The sequence below is a fragment of the Sphingomonas sp. NPDC079357 genome (assembly GCF_044901155.1).
GTDB lineage: Bacteria > Pseudomonadota > Alphaproteobacteria > Sphingomonadales > Sphingomonadaceae > Sphingomonas.
In genome coordinates this window covers 75,773-96,085 of sequence record NZ_JBJDOM010000004.1, presented here as the reverse complement: position 1 = coordinate 96,085, position 20,313 = coordinate 75,773, and the positions used below count along the sequence as shown (strand labels likewise).

Genomic DNA, 20,313 nt, shown 5'->3' with positions numbered 1-20,313 from the left:
CGGACGGATGCGGGTCGGTTCGATCCGGCAGGTATCGGGAAGGCAACACGTGATGGATCGCCGGTCTGCCGAGGCTAGCGCCACGTCATGCTCACGAACCCCGCGGTGTCGTGTGCGCCCGCGACATGGCCCGCGTCGACCGCATGCGCGATGCCGAGCCGGATCGCGCCGTGCTCGCCCACCGCAGCGGACCAGCCGAGTTCGACATCCCATTCGCGCGCTTGAGGGGTCAGATCGAGCCGCTGGACGGTCTCGCGGAGCGTGCCGCCGATCAGGTCGTAGGACAGTGGCACCAGCGCCAGTCCCGCCGCATGGTCGAGCCGCAACGGAGACGAGACGCCGAGCGTCGCGATCCCGCCGCGCACCACCCGACGCCCCTCGACCGCGACCGCACTCCCCGACAACCGTCGATCGAGACGGAGCAGCGCCGATCCGCCGCGCGGTTCGGTCCGGCTCGCGGTGACACGCGCGCGCCAGTCGATCCCGGCGATCGCACCCGCCGCGTTCAGCGTCACCAGCATCGTCCGTGCGCCCGCCGCGCCGAGCGTCGCGCCCAGCACCTGCCCGCGCTCGTCGAGCAGCGCCACCTCACTGCCGAAGCCGAACGGCGTCGCCAGCGACAGACGGTGCAGCGCGGCGCGCCCGTCGCGTGATTGCCCGTGCGCCAGCGCCGCCGACCAGCCCGCGCCTTGCCATGCCGTCGTGATCCCGGTGATCCCCGCGCCGCGCAAGGTTCCGCCGCTCAGCCCGTCGCCATCGTCGAGCGCGACCTGCGCGGCGATCGTGACGCGCTGCCCACCGGCCGGCGCGAAGGCGAGCGTCGCCGGGCGCAGCGGCAGCACGCCGGCCCACGCCCCGGTCGCGGGCGGATCGGGCAGCCATGCCGTCGCTTGCCCGCCGACACGCAACCCGGCGCCCTTGCTGCGCAAGTCCGGGCCGCGCAGCGTGAAGTCACGGCCATAAAGATCGACGACGCTCAGCGCGCCGATCCGACCGGCGAGCTGCGGCGCGCCGCCGAACGGTGCCGACAGTGCTAGCGCGGAAAAGCGCCCCAGCAACTGCCGGGCGGCGGCAAAGGCGCTCGCCGGCGCCCGGGCCTGCAGCGCGCGCGCGATATCGAGCACTCCGGCGCCATAGACCGGATCGACCCCGGCCGTGCCGCGATCGTCGGCTGTGTTGAGCAGGATGCGCGCGATCGTCGCGCCGCCGAGCTGTGGCCAATATTGTTTGAGCAGCGCCGCCGCTCCGGCGACGGCGGGCGCCGCGAAGCTGTTGCCGCTGACCGTCACCGCTGCCCCGTTGGCGTCGATCGTGCGCACGCCATTGCCCGCTACCGCCAGCGTCCGGTCGGCGAGCGGGCCCGGATCGCCGTTGCCGTCGCGCGGGCGACCGTTGGCGTCGAGCGCGACCGCATAGAGGAACCAGCGCGCATTGCCGCGCTCGCTGCCGACCAATGCCTGGGCGATGTCGTTGGTCGTGCCGTCGTCGTGATTGGGCACCGCCTGCACGACCAGCCGGTCGGCGGCGCGCACCTTGTCCATCGCGGCATGGAGATCGGCGGCGAGCGTGGTCGACGCCCCGCCGCCCAGCGCCAGCACGCTGACGAACGCGCCCTTGTCGACCGCATAGCGCAGCGCGGGGGCGATCAGCTGCGGGTTGGGCGCATGGCCTTCGGGCAAGGAGGTGCCGTTTGCGGTGAAGTCGGGCGCGACGATCTTGAGCGCGAGCAGGGTCGCCCCGGGCGCGACGCCGTGCATGCCGCTGCCGTCGCGCGCCGCCAGCGCGATTGCGGCGACCCCACTGCCATGCCCGTCGCGATCGTCGATCGGATAGGGCGCGACCGTCTCGGGCGCGCAGGTTGCGCAGCGCGCGACCGTCTGCGCGAAGCCGGTGCTGTCGGGAGAGAGACGACCGGCGAATTCGGCCGATGCGCGCGCCACGCCGCTGTCGAGCACCGCGATCGTCACGCCCTTGCCGGTGAGGCCGCGGTCATAGGCCGTGCCCGCCTGCGCCAGCACCGCCGCGGCCGACGCGTCATCCTCGGCGCGTTGTGCTGCCGAGACGCTCGCAGCCGGCGTTGGCGTCGAAGCGGGTGCGGGCGTCGGTGCCGGGGAGGGGGCGATGGTCCCCGGTGCAGCGACGCCCGCACCGCTGCCGCACGCTGCCACCCCCAGCGCCGCGGCGAGTGCCGTGGCCGTGCGGAGCGCGAGGCGCGGCCTCTGCGTATCGTGAGGGTCGCTGGCGCTGATCGACATGCACGATGTCCTTGCGGTCATCGCCCCGGAGATGATCCGGGGCGACGCTTCTTTTTGGCGGCAGAGGTGAGAAGAAGCGGGATCCCGGATCACGTCCAAGATGACGGAAGATCGCAGATGATGCGGACTGTCGCTCCCGCCACCCTCACGCAGCCGCCGCGACCCCGCGCCGGCGGCGCAGTAGTACGCCGATCGTCGCGAAGCCGAGCAGCAGCATCGCCCAGGTCTTCGGCTCGGGCACCGGCGCGGCGAAATTGACGATCCGCGCGACCTGCTCCGTGCTCAGCCCCTCGAGCCGCGGCGCGGCGAGCAGCGCCTGTCCGGTGCTGGTCGCCAGCGCGACGTCGTCGGCGGTCGGGCCGTTCACGTCGCGCGCCAGAAACGCGAAGTTGAGCAGGCTGACGCTCTGCCCCGGCAGCACGTTGAGCAGATAGCTGGCATTGTAGCGGTCGGGCGTGATCGCCGCCGTGCCGAGCCCGTTGTTGCCCGAAACGAGTGCGATCACCGCATCCTCGATGCATGCGCCCGCGCCATCGTCCTGGCACGAGACGATCAGGCCACCCCGATCATGGCTGACCAGCTCGTCGCCGTCCGAGCCGAGATTGCCGAAGAAGTTCACGGTCACGTTGGCGACGCTGCCGCCGTTGTTGGTGAAGGTGTCGAAGAAGCGGAAGGTGTTGCCGCTCAGCAGCTCGACCTGCCGCGTCAGCGCCAGCCCGCCGGTGCCCTTATTGTACCAGCCGAAGGCGTCGAACGTGTCCGCGCCGCCGCCCCATACCGAGCCGAGCGCCTTGTTCGACGGCTGCACATTGCCGCCCGGTCCGACATAGCTGGCGGCATAGCCGCTGCCGGTGAAGATGTCGGGCGAGGCGGTGAACTGCTGCGCCTCGGCGGTGCCGGCCGCGAGCAGCGCGCTCGCGGCGATCAGATAAAATTTCATGGTCATGGGTCCGTCAGAAAGGGGAAGGGAGGTCACGACGCGCGGCGCGCGGTCAGCCACTGGTCGGGGGTCAGCGGGCGCGGCACGAGCCGGACCTCGCCGATCCAGCCGAAGAAGCCGTCCTTGCGCAGCCCGTCCCACCACGACGCGCCGAGGATCCACGGCTTGTCGAGGCCTTGCGAACGCATCCCGATCTCGCCAATCACGTTGCGCAGCACCGGCGCGCCATCGACGTACATGGTCGTCTCGCGCGTCTTGGGGTCGCAGACGATCGCGATATGATACCAGGTGTTGCGCATGATCTCGCCCGACCAGTTGGTCTGCGGATAGCTGGCGTTGCTGGCGGGGACGACCTCCCACTGCACCTCGCGCAGCGACGAGATTGCAAACAGCACCGACGACGCCTGTTTGTCGCCGCCCTTGAACCCGGGCAGGTTGCCGCGATTGCCGACGCGGCCGAGGATATTGCCCCAGCGGTGGTTCTCGCGCGTCCAGTCGGGGTCGACCTTGATGAACGCCTCGACGGTATAGCCGTCCCAGAAGCTGCGATTGTTGATCGCCGCGCCGACGTCGGTCGAGAAGCTGCTGTTGCGCACCGTCACCTTGTCGGTGTTCAGGAAGCGCACGCTGCCCGCGGCCGACGACAGATAGTGTTTGTCGTCGGACCACACCACGTCCTCGACCTGCGCCGGCGCGACCAACGGCACGCGCTTCATCGGGAACTGCCCGGTCGCGTCGGGCAGCACGTCACCGACCTGCACGATCGCGCCCGCGACGCCCGCAGGGCGCCAGTGCGCATAGGTATCGGCCTGCTTGGGATAATCGTCGGTGTCGCGCGGGGGCACGGGGGGCACGACGACCGGGTCGGTGTAATTGGCGAGCAGTCGCGACGTGACCGCGGGCAGGATCGGTGCGCCGCTGGTCGCCAGCGTCGGCTTCCACTTGGTGAAGCCTGCGAAGCGCTTCTTGAAGTTGATCGCGATCGAGAATTTCTCGTTCGCCTCGGTCAGCACCGCGCGGTCGAACTGGTTGAGCGTGTTCGCCGGCTTCTGCACCACCCAGGGCGAGAAGGACATCACGTCGATCTTGTTGTTGGTGAAGTCGAATTCGTACAGCCGCATCAGCGCGTTGCCGCCCTGATACGCCATCTGGTAGTCGACCACCATTTCCTCGACCGGATTGCCGAAGTCGTTGGTCTTGGTCAGGTGCGCCGCGCCGTGGTGATGGCCGTTCAGCGTCATGAAGATCTGATCGTTGTCGCGGATCAGCTTTTCCCACAGCATTTTGCCATATTCGGTTTCGAGCGGGCTGACCGCGTCGACGTCGATGTTGAGCAACTGGTGGTTCGACAGGATCACCGGCAGCGTCGGGTTGCGGCGGATCACGTCGCGCGCCCAGGCGATCCCGGCGTCCGAGATCCGCCACGACAGCGACAGCACCATGAAGGTGACGCCGAACTTCGTGAAGGTGTGATATTCGTGGAAGCCGCTGCCGTCGCGCTCGCGGAACGTCGTCTGCTGCGCGGCGCGGCTGGCCGGGAACCATTGCAGATATGGTTCGGCCTTCAGGTCGCGCTGCGCGTCGGTGCCGGCGCCCTGATCCCAGGCGCCGCGATAGTCGTAATCCACCAGTACGTCGTGATTGCCGGCGAGGATCGAATAGGGGATCTTCGCATCCTCAAGCTTCTTCATCGCCGCATCGGCGACCTTCCACTGGTCGGGCTTGCCGACCTGGTCGACGACATCGCCGAGGTGGATCACGAACGGGATGTTCGCGACGGCCGCATTGTCGACGATCCACTGCGTCTGCGCGGCATAGGGCTCGCTGCCATATTTGCGCATGAACTGGTTGTTCTCGGCGCTGGTGGCGTAGCGCGAGTAGAATTGCGTGTCGGGCAGCACCGCGATCGCGAAGCTGGTCGTCGCCAGCCCCGAGAAATGCGCGCCATTGGCGTCGGCGACCAGCACGCGGCCGGCGTCGGCGGACGCGCCGCCGGCCTGATCCGCGCCGCAGCCGCTCAACATCCCCGCGCCCAGCGGCAGCAGCGAGAAGCCAACCGCGTTGCGCAACACGGCGCGGCGGTCGGCGACGCGGCCTGCGCCGCGATCGTCGTCGTTCTTCATCGATAAATCCCTCAGAAGACCGGCTTGCTACCGGCGTTGGTGTGCCATTGGCCTTCTTTGGTGACTCACAGGTTCCAGATTGGTTATAAATTTATGAACGGCCGTTAATCGTGTCTCAACGTCCTAGGCCGGCACAGCATATCTGCCGGACAGGATTGTGACGCCGCCTCGCGATTCAGCCGGCCGTCGCCCGCTCCCGCGCCGCGAACAGCACCGCAAAACCGACCGCGATCATCATGATGAAGCGCGGGTAGTGGAGCATGCCCTCCAGCAGGCTCATGAACAGCAGCGCGTAGAGCATCCCGGTCAGCGGCAGCAGCCGCGCGTCGCCGATGCCCGTGCGGTGCGTCGCGCCGATCGCGCGCCCGAGCAGCCACAGTCCGCCCACCGCACCGACCAAGCCCCACGAGATCAGGAACTGCAGCACGACGTTGTGCGGCTGGGTATGCGTCCAGCCGACATAGACTTCCCAAAAGGTCGAGCCCGATCCCCAGCCGAACAGCGGCGCGTCCCGCCAGCGCGCCAAGGTCGCATGCCACAAGGCGAGCCGCCCGCCGGTCACCATATTGGCATCCTGACCGTCTCCGGCGACATAGAGGTGGAAATCGGGATGGTCGGGCAGTAACGGCAATGCGAGCCCCATTGCCAGTGCGCTCAGTACGGCAACCCGCATCAGCCGCGCGCGTCTCCGACCAGCAGGTCAGCCCGGATCGACGCGGTGAATGTAGGTCGGATAGAGCAGCGCGGCGAGCACCGGCATTACGACACCCAGCCCGACCCCCAGCCAGTCGTAGAGCGTCCAGCGGGTCATGGTCGCGTTGATCGTCGCCGCCTTGGTCATGCGCCTGCCATCTCGTCGCCGCCCGACCACGAGCCGCCTCACGCTCACTGTAGCGCGCAGGGCTTGGCGAATGGTTAATCGGTCATCAGTCGCGCCGCGAAATCGTCACTGTCGACGCGCATTCATGTTGCCATGTCGACACTGCGACATGTAGGGATAGCGACATGCCGACGATTGCCATCATCAGCCAAAAGGGCGGGGCGGGGAAGACGACGCTGGCGCTGCACCTCGCCGCCGCGGCGCAGGATGCGGGCGCGGTGTCGCTCATCATCGATACCGATCCGCAAGCCACCGCCAGTCAATGGGCCGCGTGGCGGCAGGACGCCCCGCCCGAGGTGATCGACAGCCCGCCGCCCCGGCTCGCCGCCAAAGTGAAGCAGGCCGGCGAGCAAGGCGCACAGGTGATCGTCATCGATACGCCGCCGCACGCCGACAGCGCGGCGCGCGCCGCGGTCGAGGTCGCCGATCTGGTGCTGATCCCGTGTCGGCCGAGCGCCTTCGATCTCGCCGCGATCCAGACCAGCGCCAAGCTGGTGCAATTGCTCCGCAAGCCCGCATTCGTCGTGTTCAGCGCCGGCAGCCCCAACGCGCCGCGCGTCTATGCCGAGGCCGCCGAGCTTGTCGAAAGCTATGGCACGCCGGCGTGCCCGGTGCTGCTCCCCGACCGCGCCGCCTTCCGCCACGCCAGCGCCGAGGGGCGCACCGTCATGGAAGCCGAGCCCAACGGCCGCGCCGCGCAGGACGTGCGTGACCTCTACAAATGGGTATGTCGACAGCTCGACATGCCTGCCCCCCGTTTTCGCAAGAAGGTCGCCGCATGAGCCGCAAGCCCAGTTTTGCCAATCTGCGCGGTACCGCGACCCCGCCGCCTGCTGCTGCCCCCGCGCCGCGCGTCAAGACAGCCCCCGCGCCGGCCCCGGCCGCGGTATCCGCGCCGTCGCCCGAACCTGTCCCGGTGTCGACCCGCCCGGTGAGCCGCGAGGGCCGCAAGCAGATCGCGGGCTTCTTCTCGCCCGACATGTCGCTGGCGATGCACATGCTCGCCCGCCGGCAGGGCCGCAGCCTGCAGGCGTTGATGGCCGAGGCATTCAACGACGTGCTGCGCAAACATGGCGAAAGCCCAATCGGCGATTGAACGCGACACGGGCAGGGGCGTTGACCGGGGAGAGCAGCCGGAGCCCGATGCGATGACCGACCCCGACGATCTGCCGACCGAAGACGAAGCGCCCGCCGATCTGCCGGAGGATGAGGCCGAGGATCTTGGCGACTTCGCTTGAGCGCAGAAATGAACGGCCCCGGATGGCGCGCGGACAGCGCGCTTCGGGGTTCCTCATCCCCGGCTGGAGCGAGCAGGCAATTCGCCCTCACAGTTCACCATGAAAACCGGAAGTGTCCAATCGACGTATGATGCAGCCAAAATGATGTGGCAGTCATCGTTATGATACGTCGTGAAATGTCACACATCCGTCATTCCGCTATGTAAGGGGCCCGCCCGTGCCGAAGACCGATTGAGTCCTTACGGCGTGGGGAGATCATTGATGAAGTGGAAGATCAGCGCTGCGATCCTTGCGATCGCGGCGGGGACGGGTCATGCCTGGGCCCAGACGACGCCGCCTGCGGCTGATGTGTCAAGTGTTGACGCGGTGGCCGCCAATGACGACATCGTCGTTACGGGCCGCGCGCAAGTGTTCGCCAGCGCGCAGGTCACGGCTCCGATGGTCGAGCGGCAATCCGCACTGAGCAGCGTCAATGACGTCATCAAGGAACTGCCCGGCGTCTTCATTGCCGAAGGCGACTCTTTCGGTTCGTCGGACTGGGCGACGTCGATCAGCATTCGTGGTTTCAGCTCGGGCGGGGGCGGGGGGCAGCAGATCGGCTCGACGATCGATGGCCTGCCGAATGGTGGCTCGGGTTATGGCGGCGGGTCGCGCGCGAACCGTTATCTCGACGTGCTGGATCTCAAGACCGTCGTCGTGTCGCAGGGCACCGCCGACATTTCCTCGCGGTCGAACGAGGCGTTGGGGGGCACGCTCAACTACGTCACCGGCGACCCGACGGCGGATCGACGGGTGCGGTTCACGCTGGCCGGTGGCGATTTCAGCGCGCGCAAGGCCTATGGCCGGCTCGACACCGGTGAGATCGCGCCGAATACCACCGCCTATGTCAGTGCCTCGACCTCGCGGGTGAAGGACTGGATCGGCGGATCGGGCGAGACGCGCCGCGATCATGTCGACGCCAAGCTCGTCAGCCAGATCAATGCCGTGAAACTGACCGGCTGGGTCAGCTATGACGATGCGGATGAATCCGAATTCGGGTCGGTGAGCCCGGCGATGTTCGCCAACGATCCGAACCACGATGCCTATACCGATCAGTGGACGGGCATCCCCTATATCGACCAGGCCTATCGCTCGACCTCGCGCGCCTTGCGTCGCAACCTCTTCGGCTACCTGCGCGCCGAAACCGAGATTGGCGAGGTGAAGCTGTCGGCGAACGGTTATTATCACCGGATGCGCGGCCGCGGCGATTTCGCGCCGCCGTATCTGGTGAACGTCCGCACCGACGGCGCGGGCAATCCGGAGAGCGAATTCACCGGCGCGCAGCCGACGCAGCTTGGCGGTTCGCCACTCGGCAAGATCTACTTCGTCGACCCGGCCGGGGTGGCCGCGACCCGGATCGCGGGCTGCAGCGGCACGGCGGTGGTGCCGCCGGAATCGTCGGCGAGCTGCTATCCGGCCGGGTCGCTGGCGGTCATGTCGTACCGTCACACCCATTATGAGAACGATCGCGGCGGCATGACCGCGGATGCGGCGTGGACGCATGATTTCGGCGGCGTCCAGAACGTGTTGCGCGGCGGCATCTGGTGGGAGCGCGGTCGCGCCAACCAGTTGCGCGACTGGCACAAGGTCACCAATCCGCTGGTCGGCCCGGCTTTCGACGGCAAGCCTTATTACGTGCAGTTCAGCACCGACTACGGGCTGGACGAGCTGATGTATTATGCCGAGGACGCGCTGACGTTCGGCCCGGTGACCGCGCGGTTTGGCGTCAAGCAGTTCTTCCTCGACCAGACGCGGCGCGAGCTGCTGAACGATCGTAGCGGCACGAAGCTGACCTCGCACAGCAATCCGCTGATCTCGACCGGCATCGTCTATCACGCGCCGTTGCCGGGGCTTGAGGCGTTCGCCGGCTATTCGCAGAATTTCGCAGCGATCGGTAACGGCCCGCTGGGCGAGCCGCGCGAAGTGATCGCGCGGATCAAGCCCGAGACCGCGAACAATCTCGAGATCGGTGCACGCTACAACACCGGCCGCATCCAGGCGTCGGTGACCGCCTATGACATCAAGTTCGACAACCACATTCAGTCAATTTCCGCCAATCTGGTGACGGGTATCGATTATCTGGAGGAACAGTCGAGCGTGTATCTGAACGTCGGCGGCATCAAGAGCCGGGGTATCGAGGCGGCGCTGGCCTATCATGTGCTGCCCGCGCTGACGCTGACCGGCAGCTATACCTTGAACCACGCCACCTATATCGGCACCGGCAATGCCGCGCAGGACGATGATATCGGGGTGACGCCGGGGCGGCAGGTCATCAATTCGCCACGGCACATGTGGGTGCTGGCGGCGGATTATGCCCGGTCCGTCTTCAAGCTGGGCGGTGCGGCGAAATTCGTCGGCGATCGCTTCCTCGACAGCGGTGGCGCCGAGGTCGCGCCGAATTTCGTGACCATCGACGCTTATGCCGGGGTCGATCTGGGCGCGGTGAACGACACGCTGAAGGGGCTGGCGCTGACGGTTCAGGCCAACAATCTCGCCGATCGCCGCTATCTGGCCGGCGCGGATGGCGGTTCCGCCTTCCTCGGCGCGCCGCGCACGGTGACGGCGGCACTGACGCTGGACTTCTGACGTTCGGACGGGGCGGCGCGTCCGCCCCGTCCTCCTGCCCCCGTCCTCCTGCCCCGGACACCATCAATGGTCGATCTTTCCCGCCGCTCGTTGCTCTCGGCCGGTCTGGCCGCCGGCGGGGCCGGGCTGATCCCGCCGGCGATCGCGCGCGCGGCGTCGATCGCCCCGGACATCAGGACCGGGACCATCCGGGATATCGACCATGTCGTGATCCTGATGCAGGAAAACCGCGGCTTCGATCATTACTTCGGCACGTTGCGGGGCGTGCGTGGCTTCGCGGACCGTTTCCCCATCCCGCTCGCACCCGTGGACGGTGACGGTCCGCCGCGAACCGTCTGGCAGCAATATGACCGCACTGCGCCGGGCGGTCCGCGCCTGGTGTCGCCCTTTCATCTCGATACCCGCGCGAACTTCGACCTGATGCGCATGGAGGGCACGCCGCACGCCTGGCCCGATGCGCAGGCTGCGTGGGACGATGGCCGCATGGCGCACTGGCCGGAGGCCAAGCACCAGCGCGCGATGGGGCATTACCGGCGCGCCGACCTGCCGTTCCAGTTTGCCTTGGCCGAGGCGTTCACGCTGTGCGACGCCTATCATTGTTCGGCGCAGACCGGCACCAACACGAACCGCCTGTTCCTGTGGAGCGGCACCAACGATCCGCTGGGGCAGGCCGGCGGCCCGGCGATCGGCAATTCGCACGACAGTTTCGTCGAACAGGGCGGTGCCGCCGATCCCTATCGCTGGCAGACCGTCGTCGAGGCGCTGCAATCGGCCGGTATCGACTGGCGCATCTATCAGGACATGGACGACAATTTCACGGATAACCCGCTGGTCGGTTTCGCCGCCTTCCGCGCGGCATACCGGGGGCAGGGCGCAGCGGCGCTGAAGGAGCGCGCGCTGACCACCCACGGCCTCGACCGGTTGCGGGCCGATGCAATCGCCGGACGGTTGCCGCAGGTATCCTATGTCATCGCCACCGCGGCCGGTTCGGAGCACCCCGGTCCTTCCAGCCCCGCGCAAGGCGCCGATTATACCGCGCAGGTGCTCGACGCGCTGACCGCCAATCCGGCGATCTGGGCGCGCACTGCGCTGCTGGTCATGTTCGATGAGAATGACGGTTTCTTCGATCACGTCCCGCCTCCCGCACCGCCGTCGCGCGCGCCCGACGGCACGCTGGCGGGTGAGGCGGATGTCGATCTGACCGGTGCCTATCATCTCGTGCCGAGCGCGGGCGACCACGAGTTGGACCTGCCCGCCTATCGCGGCCGTGCCTATGGGCTGGGGCCGCGTGTGCCGATGTACGTCGTTTCGCCGTGGAGCCGCGGCGGATGGGTCAACTCGCAGGTGTTCGACCATAGCTCGGTCATCCGCTTTCTGGAGCGACGGTTCGATTTTCACGCGCCGAACATCTTGCCGTGGCGGCGGGCGATCTGCGGCGATCTGACCTCGGCGTTCGACTTCACCAAGCCCGACCTTTCCCTCACCACCCCGCCCGATACACGGCCGGCGGCCCGTCGCGCCGCCATCGTGCGGCATCAGGTCGCACCGGATGCACCCGCCGCGCTCGGGCGCGCGCCATGGCAGGAGCCGGGCGTCCGCCGCTCGCGACCGCTGCCCTACCGGCTGGAGGTGGTCGACCATCTCTCGGCGACCGACATCGCGTTGTCGTTCATGGCTGACGGGCAGGGCACGGTCTTCCACGTCTATGACCGAAACGCGCTCGGGCAGACGCCACGGCGCTATATGATCGCGGCGGGCGGCCGGCTGACCGGCCGGTGGCGCTTCGACCAGCAGGGCCGCTACGACCTGTGGGTATTGGGGCCGAATGGCTTTCACCGCCGGTTCGCCGGGCATCGCGACCGACGGCCCGAACTAACGTGGCAGATCGGCGCGTCGGACGTGTCGCTACATGTCACGACCCTGCCGGACGAGCGCGGGACGACGGTCAGCCGCTTGCTGCCGGGTGGTCAGTCGGTGTCGACCCCGCTGATGCACGGCGATCAGCACTGGTCGACGCGCGACGTGTTCGGCTGGTACGACATCACCATCGCAGATCGCGCCGGTTCCTACGTCCGCCGCCTCGCCGGACGCTGTGACGTGCCGGGCCGCGACAGTATCAGCGACCCGTTCGTCCCGCACGCCTGAAGGTACCGGGAGGGAGGGCGGTGATGCCGACCCCCCTCTGTCTCACACCAATTGCTGCGCCACCCGCGTCCCACGCGCGCGGCGCAGCGAGTAGCCGACCGCGCCGAAGCCGAGCAGCAGCATCGCCCAGCTTGCCGGCTCGGGCACCGCGCCACCGCTCGCGCCGCTGCTGGTGAAGCGGAAGTTCGCGTCGCAAATCCCCTTGGTGCAATTGCTCGCCGCGTTGAACGTCGGCTTGCTGGTCAGCAGCTGTCCGCCGGCATAGCCATCGGCGGTCGCGTTCGCCGCCGGGCCGTAGACCAGCCCCAGCCGGTCGGTGGTCGCGCTCACCACCGCGGTATAGGTCGCGCCGTCGGTCAGTGCGAAGCCGCCGAGATCGAAATCATACCAGAAGTTCTGACGCGCCGCGCCCGCGACCGGCGTGCCGGTCACCTGCTTGAGCAAGGTCGCGCCCAGCGTGCTGCCGTCCAGCAGCGAGAAGGTCAGCGCGGCGTTGGTCTGCGCGGTGCTGATCGTCTGGAACTGGAAGCCGAACGACGCCAGCGACGTGCCGACCATCGTGAACGACTGGCCGACCGGGCCGTACTGGAAGATGCTGGTGCCGCGCGATCCGCCCGCGTCCTGCACGACCGTCACCGCCTGCGCCGGTGCCGCCATCACGCCTGCCGTGGCCAGCGCCGTCGCCATCATCACCCGCTTCATGATCCACAACCCCCTGTTAATCTTCGTAAACGCCGCGGCGTCTATCAGCACGATGTTGCAGTCGCGCGACATGGCGAAAGTGGTCGAAGCCACTGATCTGCAACCCGACTGTCATGATGACTGAGTAGGCCGCTCACGAACGAAACGGGTTAACGGGGGCGTCGTCTCATGAGCACGAACTATTGGAAGCTGGGCACCGGCGATCTGGTCCAGGACTGGAGCGACGCGTCGCTGATCACCAAGGACGACGACTGGAGCCGCGTGCCGAGCATCATGGGCTTTCGCGGCGACGATCTGACGACGCGCACCGGCACCGATCCGCGCACGATCACCGGCAGCAGCGACGTCGTCGACGTAATCGCCAACCAGATCAGCACCGCGATCACCAACGGCGGCGTCGCCGAATTCGAGATCACCAATCCGGTCGTCGCACTGCAGGGATCGGGGACCGCCGACGCGCCATACCTCGCCTTCTATCTCGATGCGAGCGGGCGCAGCGATGTCCATTTCACCGCGCTGGTCCGCGACATCGACGGCACGTCGGACAATGCGATCCAGCAGGTTGCGGTCCAGTATCGGCTCAACGACACGTCGGCGTGGGTCGACCTGCCGTCGGCCTATATCGCCGATGCGACCACCGGCGGCACCGCGACGCAGGAAAGCAAGATCGACGTGACGCTGCCGGAGGCGGCGAACGGCGTCGCGACGTTGCAGATCCGCGTCATCACCACCAACGCGGTCGGCAGCGACGAATGGGTCGGGATCGACGACATCCGCGTCACCAGCAACGGTGCGGGCGCGCCGCAGCCAGGCGCGCTGTCGATCGCAGACGCCACCACCACCGAGGGCAACAGCGGGACGCACGACATCGCCTTCACCGTCTCACGCGTCGGCGGCAGCAGCGGCGCGGTCGCGGCGGACTGGAGCGTGACGCTCCCCGGCGGCGCGGACGGCGCGAGCGCCGATGATTTCGCGGCGGGCACGGTCTTTTCGGGCAAGGTGCAGTTTGCCGACGGCCAGACCAGCGCGACGATCCGCCTGCCGGTGGTCGGCGATACGGTGCTGGAAGGCAACGAGAGCTTCTCGGTCGCGCTGTCGGGCGTGACCGGCGGCGCGACGCTCGACCGCGCGACCGCGACCGGCACGATCCTCAACGACGATATCGGCTATCGCACGATCGGCGCGATTCAGGGGACGGCTGCGAAGTCGGCGTTCGAGGGGCAGCAGGTGCTCACCACCGGCGTCGTCACCGCGATCGACAGCAACGGCTTCTACATCCAGGATTATGGCGACGGCGACGCGCGCACCTCGGACGCGATCTTCGTCTTCACCTCCTCGGCGCCGCAGGACGTGTTCGTCGGTGACACGCTGACGATCGAAGGCCGGGTCAGCGAATATCGCGCCGGCACCGGCGGGCTGACCGTGACGCAGCTCAACCCGACCGCGATCACCGTCGACAGTTTCGGCGATGCGCTGCCCGACGCGGTGCTGATCGGAAAGGGCGGGCTGACGATCCCGACCGAGAAGATCACTGATGGCATCGCTTTCTGGGAAGCGCTGGAGGGGATGCGCGTCACGCTTGATGCGCCGCACGTCGTCTCGAACACCACCGACGATCAGTGGCGCGAAACCGATGTCGTCGTCTCGGGCGGGGCAGGCGCGACCGGGCTGAACGCGCGTGGTGGGATTACGATTTCGCCGGGCGACTACAATCCCGAGAAGATCCAGTTGCAGGCCGATCGCGCGGTGTTCGACGGCTTCGACCCGCATTACAGCATCGGCGACCAGCTCTCGAGCGTCACCGGCATCGTCAATTACGCCAACGCCACTTACGAAGTGATCGTCACCGAGGCGGTGTCGGTGACGAAGGACGTGACGCTCGCGCAGGAAGTGAGCGCGCTCAAGGGCGATGCGACCCATCTGTCGATCGCGACCTATAACGTCGAAAATCTCGACAGCAGCGACGGCAAGTTCGACGTGCTCGCCGGCAACATCGTCTACAATCTCCGCGCGCCCGACATCGTCGCGTTGCAGGAGATCCAGGACGCCGACGGCGCGGGCAAGGGCAGCGACCTGTCGGGCGTCAAGACCGCGCAGGGGCTGATCGATGCGATCGCGGCAATCAATGGCGGGCGCTATGCCTATGTCGAGATCGCGCCGACTGTTGCGGGGTCGACCGGCGGCGAGCCGGGTGGCAACATCCGCAACGGCTATCTCTACAACCTCGACCGCGTCGGCTATGTCGACGGCAGCGCGACGCTGATCACCGGCGATGCCTATGCCAACAGCCGCAAGCCGCTCGCCGCGACGTGGGACTTCCACGGCGAGCAGCTGACGACGATCAACGTCCACCTGACCTCGCGCGGCGGCAGCGAGCCGTTGTGGGGCGCCAACCAGCCGGCGTTCGACGCCGGCGACGCCGCGCGCACCGCACAGGCGGCGGGGGTGAAGGCATGGATCAACGACAAGCTCGCCGCCGACCCGTCGCTCAACATCGCGATCATGGGCGACTGGAACGGCTTCTATTTCGAACAGGCACAGACCCAGCTCACCGATCCGGCGCAGGGCGGAAAGTTCACCAACCTGAACACGCTGCTGCCCGAGGAAGAACGCTACAGCTACATGTTCCAGGGCAATGCGCAGGCGCTCGACAACATGCTGGTGACCGGCGGGTTGCTGGACGGCGCGTCATTCGACGCGGTGCATCTCAACGCGGAATTCGGCGGCGATCGCCCGACCGACCACGACCCGCAGCTCGCGTTGTTCAAGCTCGGCAAGGACATCGCTCCGGCGGTGCTCACCACCGATGCGTGGAGCGACGACACGGGTGCCGGCTGGATGCTGGGCAATCACGCGCGCTACAGCGGGATGGAATTGCTGCACATCGCGTGAGGCGCTGGGGGCGGGGCAGCGAGACTAGTTCTGTCCCGGCTCTGACCTTTGGACCGCCAGCAGGTCGCACAGGGGGGGGGCCAAGTGTGACCCGCCTGGGCGACCTGCTCGCTACTGCCGACCTCACGAAGCGGTCGGCAACGCCGCGAGCGCGCTTGCGGGTGGGTGCGTCGCAAAGGCGGTAACCTGATCGGGCGTGCCCAGCATGCCGACCATCTCGAACGGCACATCCAGAATGCGGACCCGGCCATCGGACTGGATCAGGCTGTTGTACATCGGCGCGATATAGCGCTCGCCTTTTTCTACACCCGCACCGTCGGCGAAATGGCGATCATATAGCGTGCGATACGCTCGCGCGGATTCGAACCAGTAAAAGCCGATCGTGGCATGCGATGATATGCGTACCTTTTCGCGCAATTCGGCGACGTATCCGTCCTCACCGACGCGCGCAAACGACCAGCCGTCACCCGGCGCATCGAAGCACGGGACCCATCCCTTGAGCTCGCTGTCGATCAGCTCGGGGCGGAGCCTGTCGGGGGCGACGAAGGTATCGATGTTGAAGACCGCAAACGGTGCATCCTGGTCGCTCCGTTCGGCGAGATAGAGCGCCGTCGTCGCCTGGCCGTCAGTCACGCCGTCGAGTTCGATGACCGGACCCATCGTAAGGCCGAGCGTTGCGCAGCGTTGCGTGACGAACGGTATCGCCGATTCCTCACGGCGCGTCGCGAAGGTGAATTCCCACCCCGCGTCCTTGAAGGCGTTCAACCCGCACAACGACCAGTCGAACAATGGGCGGCCGAGCACTTCGATTTCATATTTCGGGCAGGTGTAACCGGCTTTGGTGAAGCGGCTGCCAAGCCCTGCCATCGTGATCCCGATGGTCCCCGGTCGCATCATGGTCATATGTTCCGGTCCCGGTCGCAGATTGCCTTGAGCTCTTCCATGCTGTGGGTCAGGAACTCGCGCGGGCGAACCGTCCTGTCATCGATGTAGAAGCCGTCGTGCCCCGGCCACGGCTTGGCCATCCAGATTTCGTCATAACCGACGTCGTGGCGCTTGAGCCACTCGACGAGCGTCGGAAACACGTTGCGCAGGATCTCTCCCGCGTTGCCGTCGTAGGTACGCATGCCCCGCGATGAGGATAGGATGATGCGCCAGCCTGCCGCGCGCAACTCGGCCAGGCGGTCGCGCATCGCGACGTCGACCGGCAGGTCCCGATAGTCCTCACCGCTCTGCTTGATCGGGCACAAAGTGCCGTCGATATCGACGACCAGAACTTGATGATTATGTATCAAAGCGCATCCTCCAGTTCGCGCATGATGATGCAGGCCGTCAGGCAGAAGGCCGGCAGCTTACGCGGGACGTCGACATGCAGCGGCAGCATGGACAGGAACAGTGACAATTCGAACGCTCGCACCAGGCGCGGCTCATATCCTTCCGCCTGCAACCGGGCGAGGAAAGCGGCGCGCATCCAATCGGGCGGACCGCCATTATCCAGCATCAGGCGAAGCTGCAGCATGTCGTCGACCTGCGTCTCGAACAGCCCGTTGTTGATGAAGTCATAGCCGCCCAGGATCGAGTGGCTGAATTTCGCGACATCGTAGAGGGGATGGAGCAATGCTTCCTCCATCGAGGTTGCACCACGCGGATCGATCAACCGGAACAACCCGATGTCGCGGTTGAAGAGGATATTGGACAGGCACGGATCCCCGTGGCTCACCGCCATTTCCTCGTATTTGTCGGTGTCGAGACAGCGCTCGATCAGGATGCGGGCATGCGCTTCCATGGCGGTTATGCCACCATAAGGGCCGCTCGCGGCCATCAACGCGTCCAGGCGACGGCCGATGTCGGTTTCCAGAAGATCGGACAGGCGGCGGGCAGTCTTTTCCAGTGCCGCGGAGCGTGCCGCCCCGCGCACGGTCTCCCGGTCGGCGCGAACGGTCGCACGCGTCCGAAGAAAGTCGAAAAACCGGTCCAGCAGCAAGGCGAAGCTGACGGGATCGAAGCTGTCGTGGACGATCTGGATCGCGGCGTCGGGCACCGCCAGATGCTCCATCGCATAGCTGGCGCGCCCATCCGCTTCTTCCCAGCCGAACGTCGGGATGAGGAAACGGCGCATCGGTTCCGGAACGACGTGGAAGTAGCGATACTCGCCACGCATCTTTGCGACGTCGCTCGACGACTTCCTGAACACACCATCGACGATGTTCACGGCGTTGAAGTGGCGCGCCTCGGTCGCGCCGCTCATGTAAGCGAGGAAAGCGCCGATCTGGCGAAGATCGGTCACGCCCATGACGTCGGCAACCTGAAGTGCGGTATCGCCGAACGTGCCGAAGAACGCCCGACGTTCACTGACATCTTCGATTGTCAGCAGGCGGACGAGATCGGCGGGCGGCAGCAGTGCGACCTGTTCGTCATCGAAACGCGCGCCGAAGGCCGCCGCGCCGAGCGCATATGGCAATTTGCGCAGTGTCGCGGAAAAGCGTTCACGATCGCTCGGCATCAGACTGCTGGGCAAGCGGAAGATCGGGGTGTCGTCGGGAAGCCGTTCGAGACGCTCGATCAATGCGCGGCGCTCGCCCGCGCTGCCGATACGGACGAAATGCATCATGGTGCCGCAGTTCAGCACGACATCCTCGACGATATCGGCCAGATGCCGCTTCCGGCTCAGCACATCGCCGAAGCGATCGGCGCCGATCATCTGCCGGATCGACGGGGGGATCGCTCCCGAGTCATCATATACGAATAGCATTGTCGTTCAGAGCCGCGTTAGGATGGGCGCGGGCCGTGTCGCCGCCAGGGTACGGAGCGGTTCGCTCCCACGACGTCGCCCGTACAGCAAGGCCGCCGGGACGAAGGCGGCGACCAGCCCCCATACGAAGGTCATGGTCAGGATCGCGGCCCGCTGGTGCGACATGTCGCCGAGCAACAGAATCCGCCAACTGATGTCCGTGCGCACGAGCATCAGGTCGATCGCATCGAAGATCGAGGTCGCGGGGTCGATCCCTGCGAGCACTGTTGCAACCGCCGCCAGTTCCACGATCCAGATCCAGAAGGTGATGATCGCCAGAAACAATGCCGTGCGATTGATCGTCGTCCGTCCGGCCGTCAACAACCGGCGCAGATAATCGATCACCCGCAGCGAGCGGAGCGCGTGGGCCCCGTAATGATGCTGAAAGATATAGGATTGCACCGCCTCCAGGAGGATCGGCAGTGTGAAGAGCATGATCAGGATGATCGTCAGGACGAAGCCCGACAGACCGAGCAGCATGATGTTCCCGGGGCGGCCTGAGAGCAGCAGCGTCAGACCCAGCGTTAGGAGCACCAATCCATCCATCGACCGGTCGATGAGCAGCGTGATCATCGCGCGTGACCATGACTTGCCGGTGTGCCGCAGCTCATACAGGCGGATCGCTTCGTCGAGCTTGAAGGGCATGATGAGCGACCAGGGCGCGACGAAAAGGTGGAGCAGAAACGCGGTCCGGAAGCTCAGCCCGAGCATCGGCATCGCAATGACCGCCAGGCGCGCCGCGCGCATCATATGGGCGAGCAGATAGAGGGTCGCTGCCGCAACGAGAAACGGAAGCGTGGTCCAGCTGTGCAGTGCGTCGACCGGCGCAAGCGTCCGCATCGCCGCAATGGCGATCACGACAAGGATGATCGGGACGAACCGGATGCTGGTACGCGACGTCACGGTGCCGGCCACTGGCGCACGATCGTCGCCGGATAGCGATCGCGACGCTTCTCGCGGTGATCGGCAGAATAGAAACCGTGCTTCGACGTGACGCGCGACGAGAGCAGCCGCAGCATCTGGAGACCCTGGCTAAACAGCTTCGCGTTGGAGACCTGATCGTCTTCCCGCCAATTGATCGGGAAGAAACTGAAGCGGGCCTTACGATCCGCCAGCGCGAGGATGAGATAGTAGTTGAAGGTGAGATTGTCGGCGAAGCGCAGATGGAAGCCGTCGTCGAAATAGGCGCGCCGGAACAGGTTCAGTCCTGAGCCCAGGTCGTAGAGCCGGTGCGTGCCGACGCCGGAAAATATCAGGTTGAATGCGCGATTGGCCCAGGTGCGGAGCGGCGAATAACCCGCCAACGTCGCCCCCTTCATGAAGCGCGCGCCGAGCAACGCGTCGTGATCGCGATGGCGGCCATCGATCAGCAGCGGGGTAAGGTCTGTAATCGATCCCTGATCGTCACCGTGCAGCACGATCACATAATCGAAGTTATGGGCCTTGGCGAATTCGAAGGCGACCTTGTGCGAACCACCCAGGCCGTAATTGTCGTCGTTTCGCAGCAGATATTTCTCGGTGACCGGGCTGGAGGCCAGCGCCCGCTCGGCAGCCTGCAAGGTTTCGTCGGACGAGCGATTGTCGATACACACGACCGCGACCTCGCCCGGCACGTCCGCCAGGTGTTCGAATTGCGCGATCACGCGGCCGATCTGCGGTGCGCAATTGTACATGGGCACGAACACGAGAAAGCGGTCGGTGGTGGTCGATCTGGAACTCATC

The 20,313-nt window shown here is 66.5% G+C and carries 16 protein-coding genes; 5 read left to right on the top strand and 11 right to left on the bottom strand.

Annotated features, from left to right (window positions below; translation table 11 throughout):
• Nucleotides 1-74: 74 nt before the first annotated feature.
• The 5 genes from ACI2JO_RS13525 to ACI2JO_RS13505 form a co-directional block, all read right to left on the bottom strand.
• On the bottom strand, nt 75-2,255 hold the full coding sequence (locus ACI2JO_RS13525) for a S8 family serine peptidase (RefSeq protein ID WP_404721220.1): 2,181 nt from the start codon (nt 2,253-2,255) through the stop codon (nt 75-77).
• A gap of 145 nt (nt 2,256-2,400) precedes the next feature.
• Nucleotides 2,401-3,195 (bottom strand): PEPxxWA-CTERM sorting domain-containing protein, encoded by a 795-nt coding sequence (locus ACI2JO_RS13520; RefSeq protein WP_404721219.1) that lies wholly within the window; start codon nt 3,193-3,195, stop codon nt 2,401-2,403.
• 32 nt (nt 3,196-3,227) lie between these two features.
• Complete coding sequence (locus ACI2JO_RS13515) at nt 3,228-5,318, bottom strand: LamG-like jellyroll fold domain-containing protein (RefSeq protein WP_404721218.1); 2,091 nt, start codon at nt 5,316-5,318, stop codon at nt 3,228-3,230.
• Between the two features lie 175 nt (nt 5,319-5,493).
• Nucleotides 5,494-5,994 (bottom strand): O-antigen ligase family protein, encoded by a 501-nt coding sequence (locus ACI2JO_RS13510; protein WP_404721351.1) that lies wholly within the window; start codon nt 5,992-5,994, stop codon nt 5,494-5,496.
• Between the two features lie 24 nt (nt 5,995-6,018).
• Nucleotides 6,019-6,159, bottom strand: coding sequence for a hypothetical protein (locus ACI2JO_RS13505; protein WP_404721217.1), 141 nt, complete (start codon nt 6,157-6,159; stop codon nt 6,019-6,021).
• 164 nt (nt 6,160-6,323) lie between these two features.
• Here ACI2JO_RS13505 and parA point away from each other — a divergent pair, with 164 nt between their 5' ends.
• The 4 genes from parA (at nt 6,324) to ACI2JO_RS13485 (ending at nt 12,206) form a co-directional block, all read left to right on the top strand.
• Nucleotides 6,324-6,980, top strand: coding sequence for a ParA family partition ATPase (parA, locus tag ACI2JO_RS13500; RefSeq protein ID WP_404721216.1), 657 nt, complete (start codon nt 6,324-6,326; stop codon nt 6,978-6,980).
• Nucleotides 6,977-7,294 carry a ribbon-helix-helix domain-containing protein gene (locus ACI2JO_RS13495; RefSeq protein WP_404721215.1) on the top strand — a complete coding sequence of 106 codons (318 nt, stop codon included), beginning with the start codon at nt 6,977-6,979 and terminating at the stop codon, nt 7,292-7,294. Before parA ends, ACI2JO_RS13495 begins: the two co-directional genes overlap by 4 nt.
• A 403-nt stretch (nt 7,295-7,697) precedes the next feature.
• The gene (locus ACI2JO_RS13490) at nt 7,698-10,061 is read left to right on the top strand and encodes a TonB-dependent receptor domain-containing protein (RefSeq protein WP_404721214.1); all 2,364 of its coding nucleotides are present in this window, start codon (nt 7,698-7,700) and stop codon (nt 10,059-10,061) included.
• 66 nt (nt 10,062-10,127) lie between these two features.
• On the top strand, nt 10,128-12,206 hold the full coding sequence (locus tag ACI2JO_RS13485) for a phosphocholine-specific phospholipase C (protein ID WP_404721213.1): 2,079 nt from the start codon (nt 10,128-10,130) through the stop codon (nt 12,204-12,206).
• Nucleotides 12,207-12,248: 42 nt separating this feature from the next.
• Here the strand turns inward: ACI2JO_RS13485 and ACI2JO_RS13480 are convergent, their stop codons facing one another.
• Complete coding sequence (locus ACI2JO_RS13480) at nt 12,249-12,908, bottom strand: PEPxxWA-CTERM sorting domain-containing protein (RefSeq protein WP_404721212.1); 660 nt, start codon at nt 12,906-12,908, stop codon at nt 12,249-12,251.
• Between the two features lie 168 nt (nt 12,909-13,076).
• On the opposite strand from ACI2JO_RS13480, the gene ACI2JO_RS13475 reads away from it, so the two are divergent.
• Nucleotides 13,077-15,800, top strand: coding sequence for a Calx-beta domain-containing protein (locus ACI2JO_RS13475; protein ID WP_404721211.1), 2,724 nt, complete (start codon nt 13,077-13,079; stop codon nt 15,798-15,800).
• 123 nt (nt 15,801-15,923) lie between these two features.
• Here ACI2JO_RS13475 and ACI2JO_RS13470 read toward each other — a convergent pair whose 3' ends face one another.
• Genes ACI2JO_RS13470 through ACI2JO_RS13450 form a run of 5 tightly spaced genes read right to left on the bottom strand, consistent with a single transcriptional unit; the run spans nt 15,924 to nt 20,312 of the window.
• Nucleotides 15,924-16,703, bottom strand: a complete 780-nt coding sequence (locus tag ACI2JO_RS13470) for a glycosyltransferase family 2 protein (RefSeq protein WP_404721210.1) — start codon at nt 16,701-16,703, stop codon at nt 15,924-15,926.
• Nucleotides 16,700-17,050, bottom strand: coding sequence for a capsular biosynthesis protein (locus tag ACI2JO_RS13465; RefSeq protein ID WP_404721209.1), 351 nt, complete (start codon nt 17,048-17,050; stop codon nt 16,700-16,702). The genes ACI2JO_RS13470 and ACI2JO_RS13465 overlap by 4 nt, the downstream gene beginning before the upstream one ends.
• Nucleotides 17,051-17,091: 41 nt before the next feature.
• Nucleotides 17,092-18,552: a hypothetical protein gene (locus tag ACI2JO_RS13460; RefSeq protein ID WP_404721208.1), complete on the bottom strand. Its 1,461-nt coding sequence runs from the start codon at nt 18,550-18,552 to the stop codon at nt 17,092-17,094.
• 6 nt (nt 18,553-18,558) lie between these two features.
• Nucleotides 18,559-19,494 carry a lysylphosphatidylglycerol synthase domain-containing protein gene (locus ACI2JO_RS13455; RefSeq protein ID WP_404721207.1) on the bottom strand — a complete coding sequence of 312 codons (936 nt, stop codon included), beginning with the start codon at nt 19,492-19,494 and terminating at the stop codon, nt 18,559-18,561.
• A complete protein-coding gene (locus tag ACI2JO_RS13450; protein ID WP_404721206.1) occupies nt 19,491-20,312 on the bottom strand; it encodes a glycosyltransferase family 2 protein in 822 nt (273 codons plus the stop codon). The genes ACI2JO_RS13455 and ACI2JO_RS13450 overlap by 4 nt, the downstream gene beginning before the upstream one ends.
• Between the last annotated feature and the right edge of the window lies 1 nt (nt 20,313).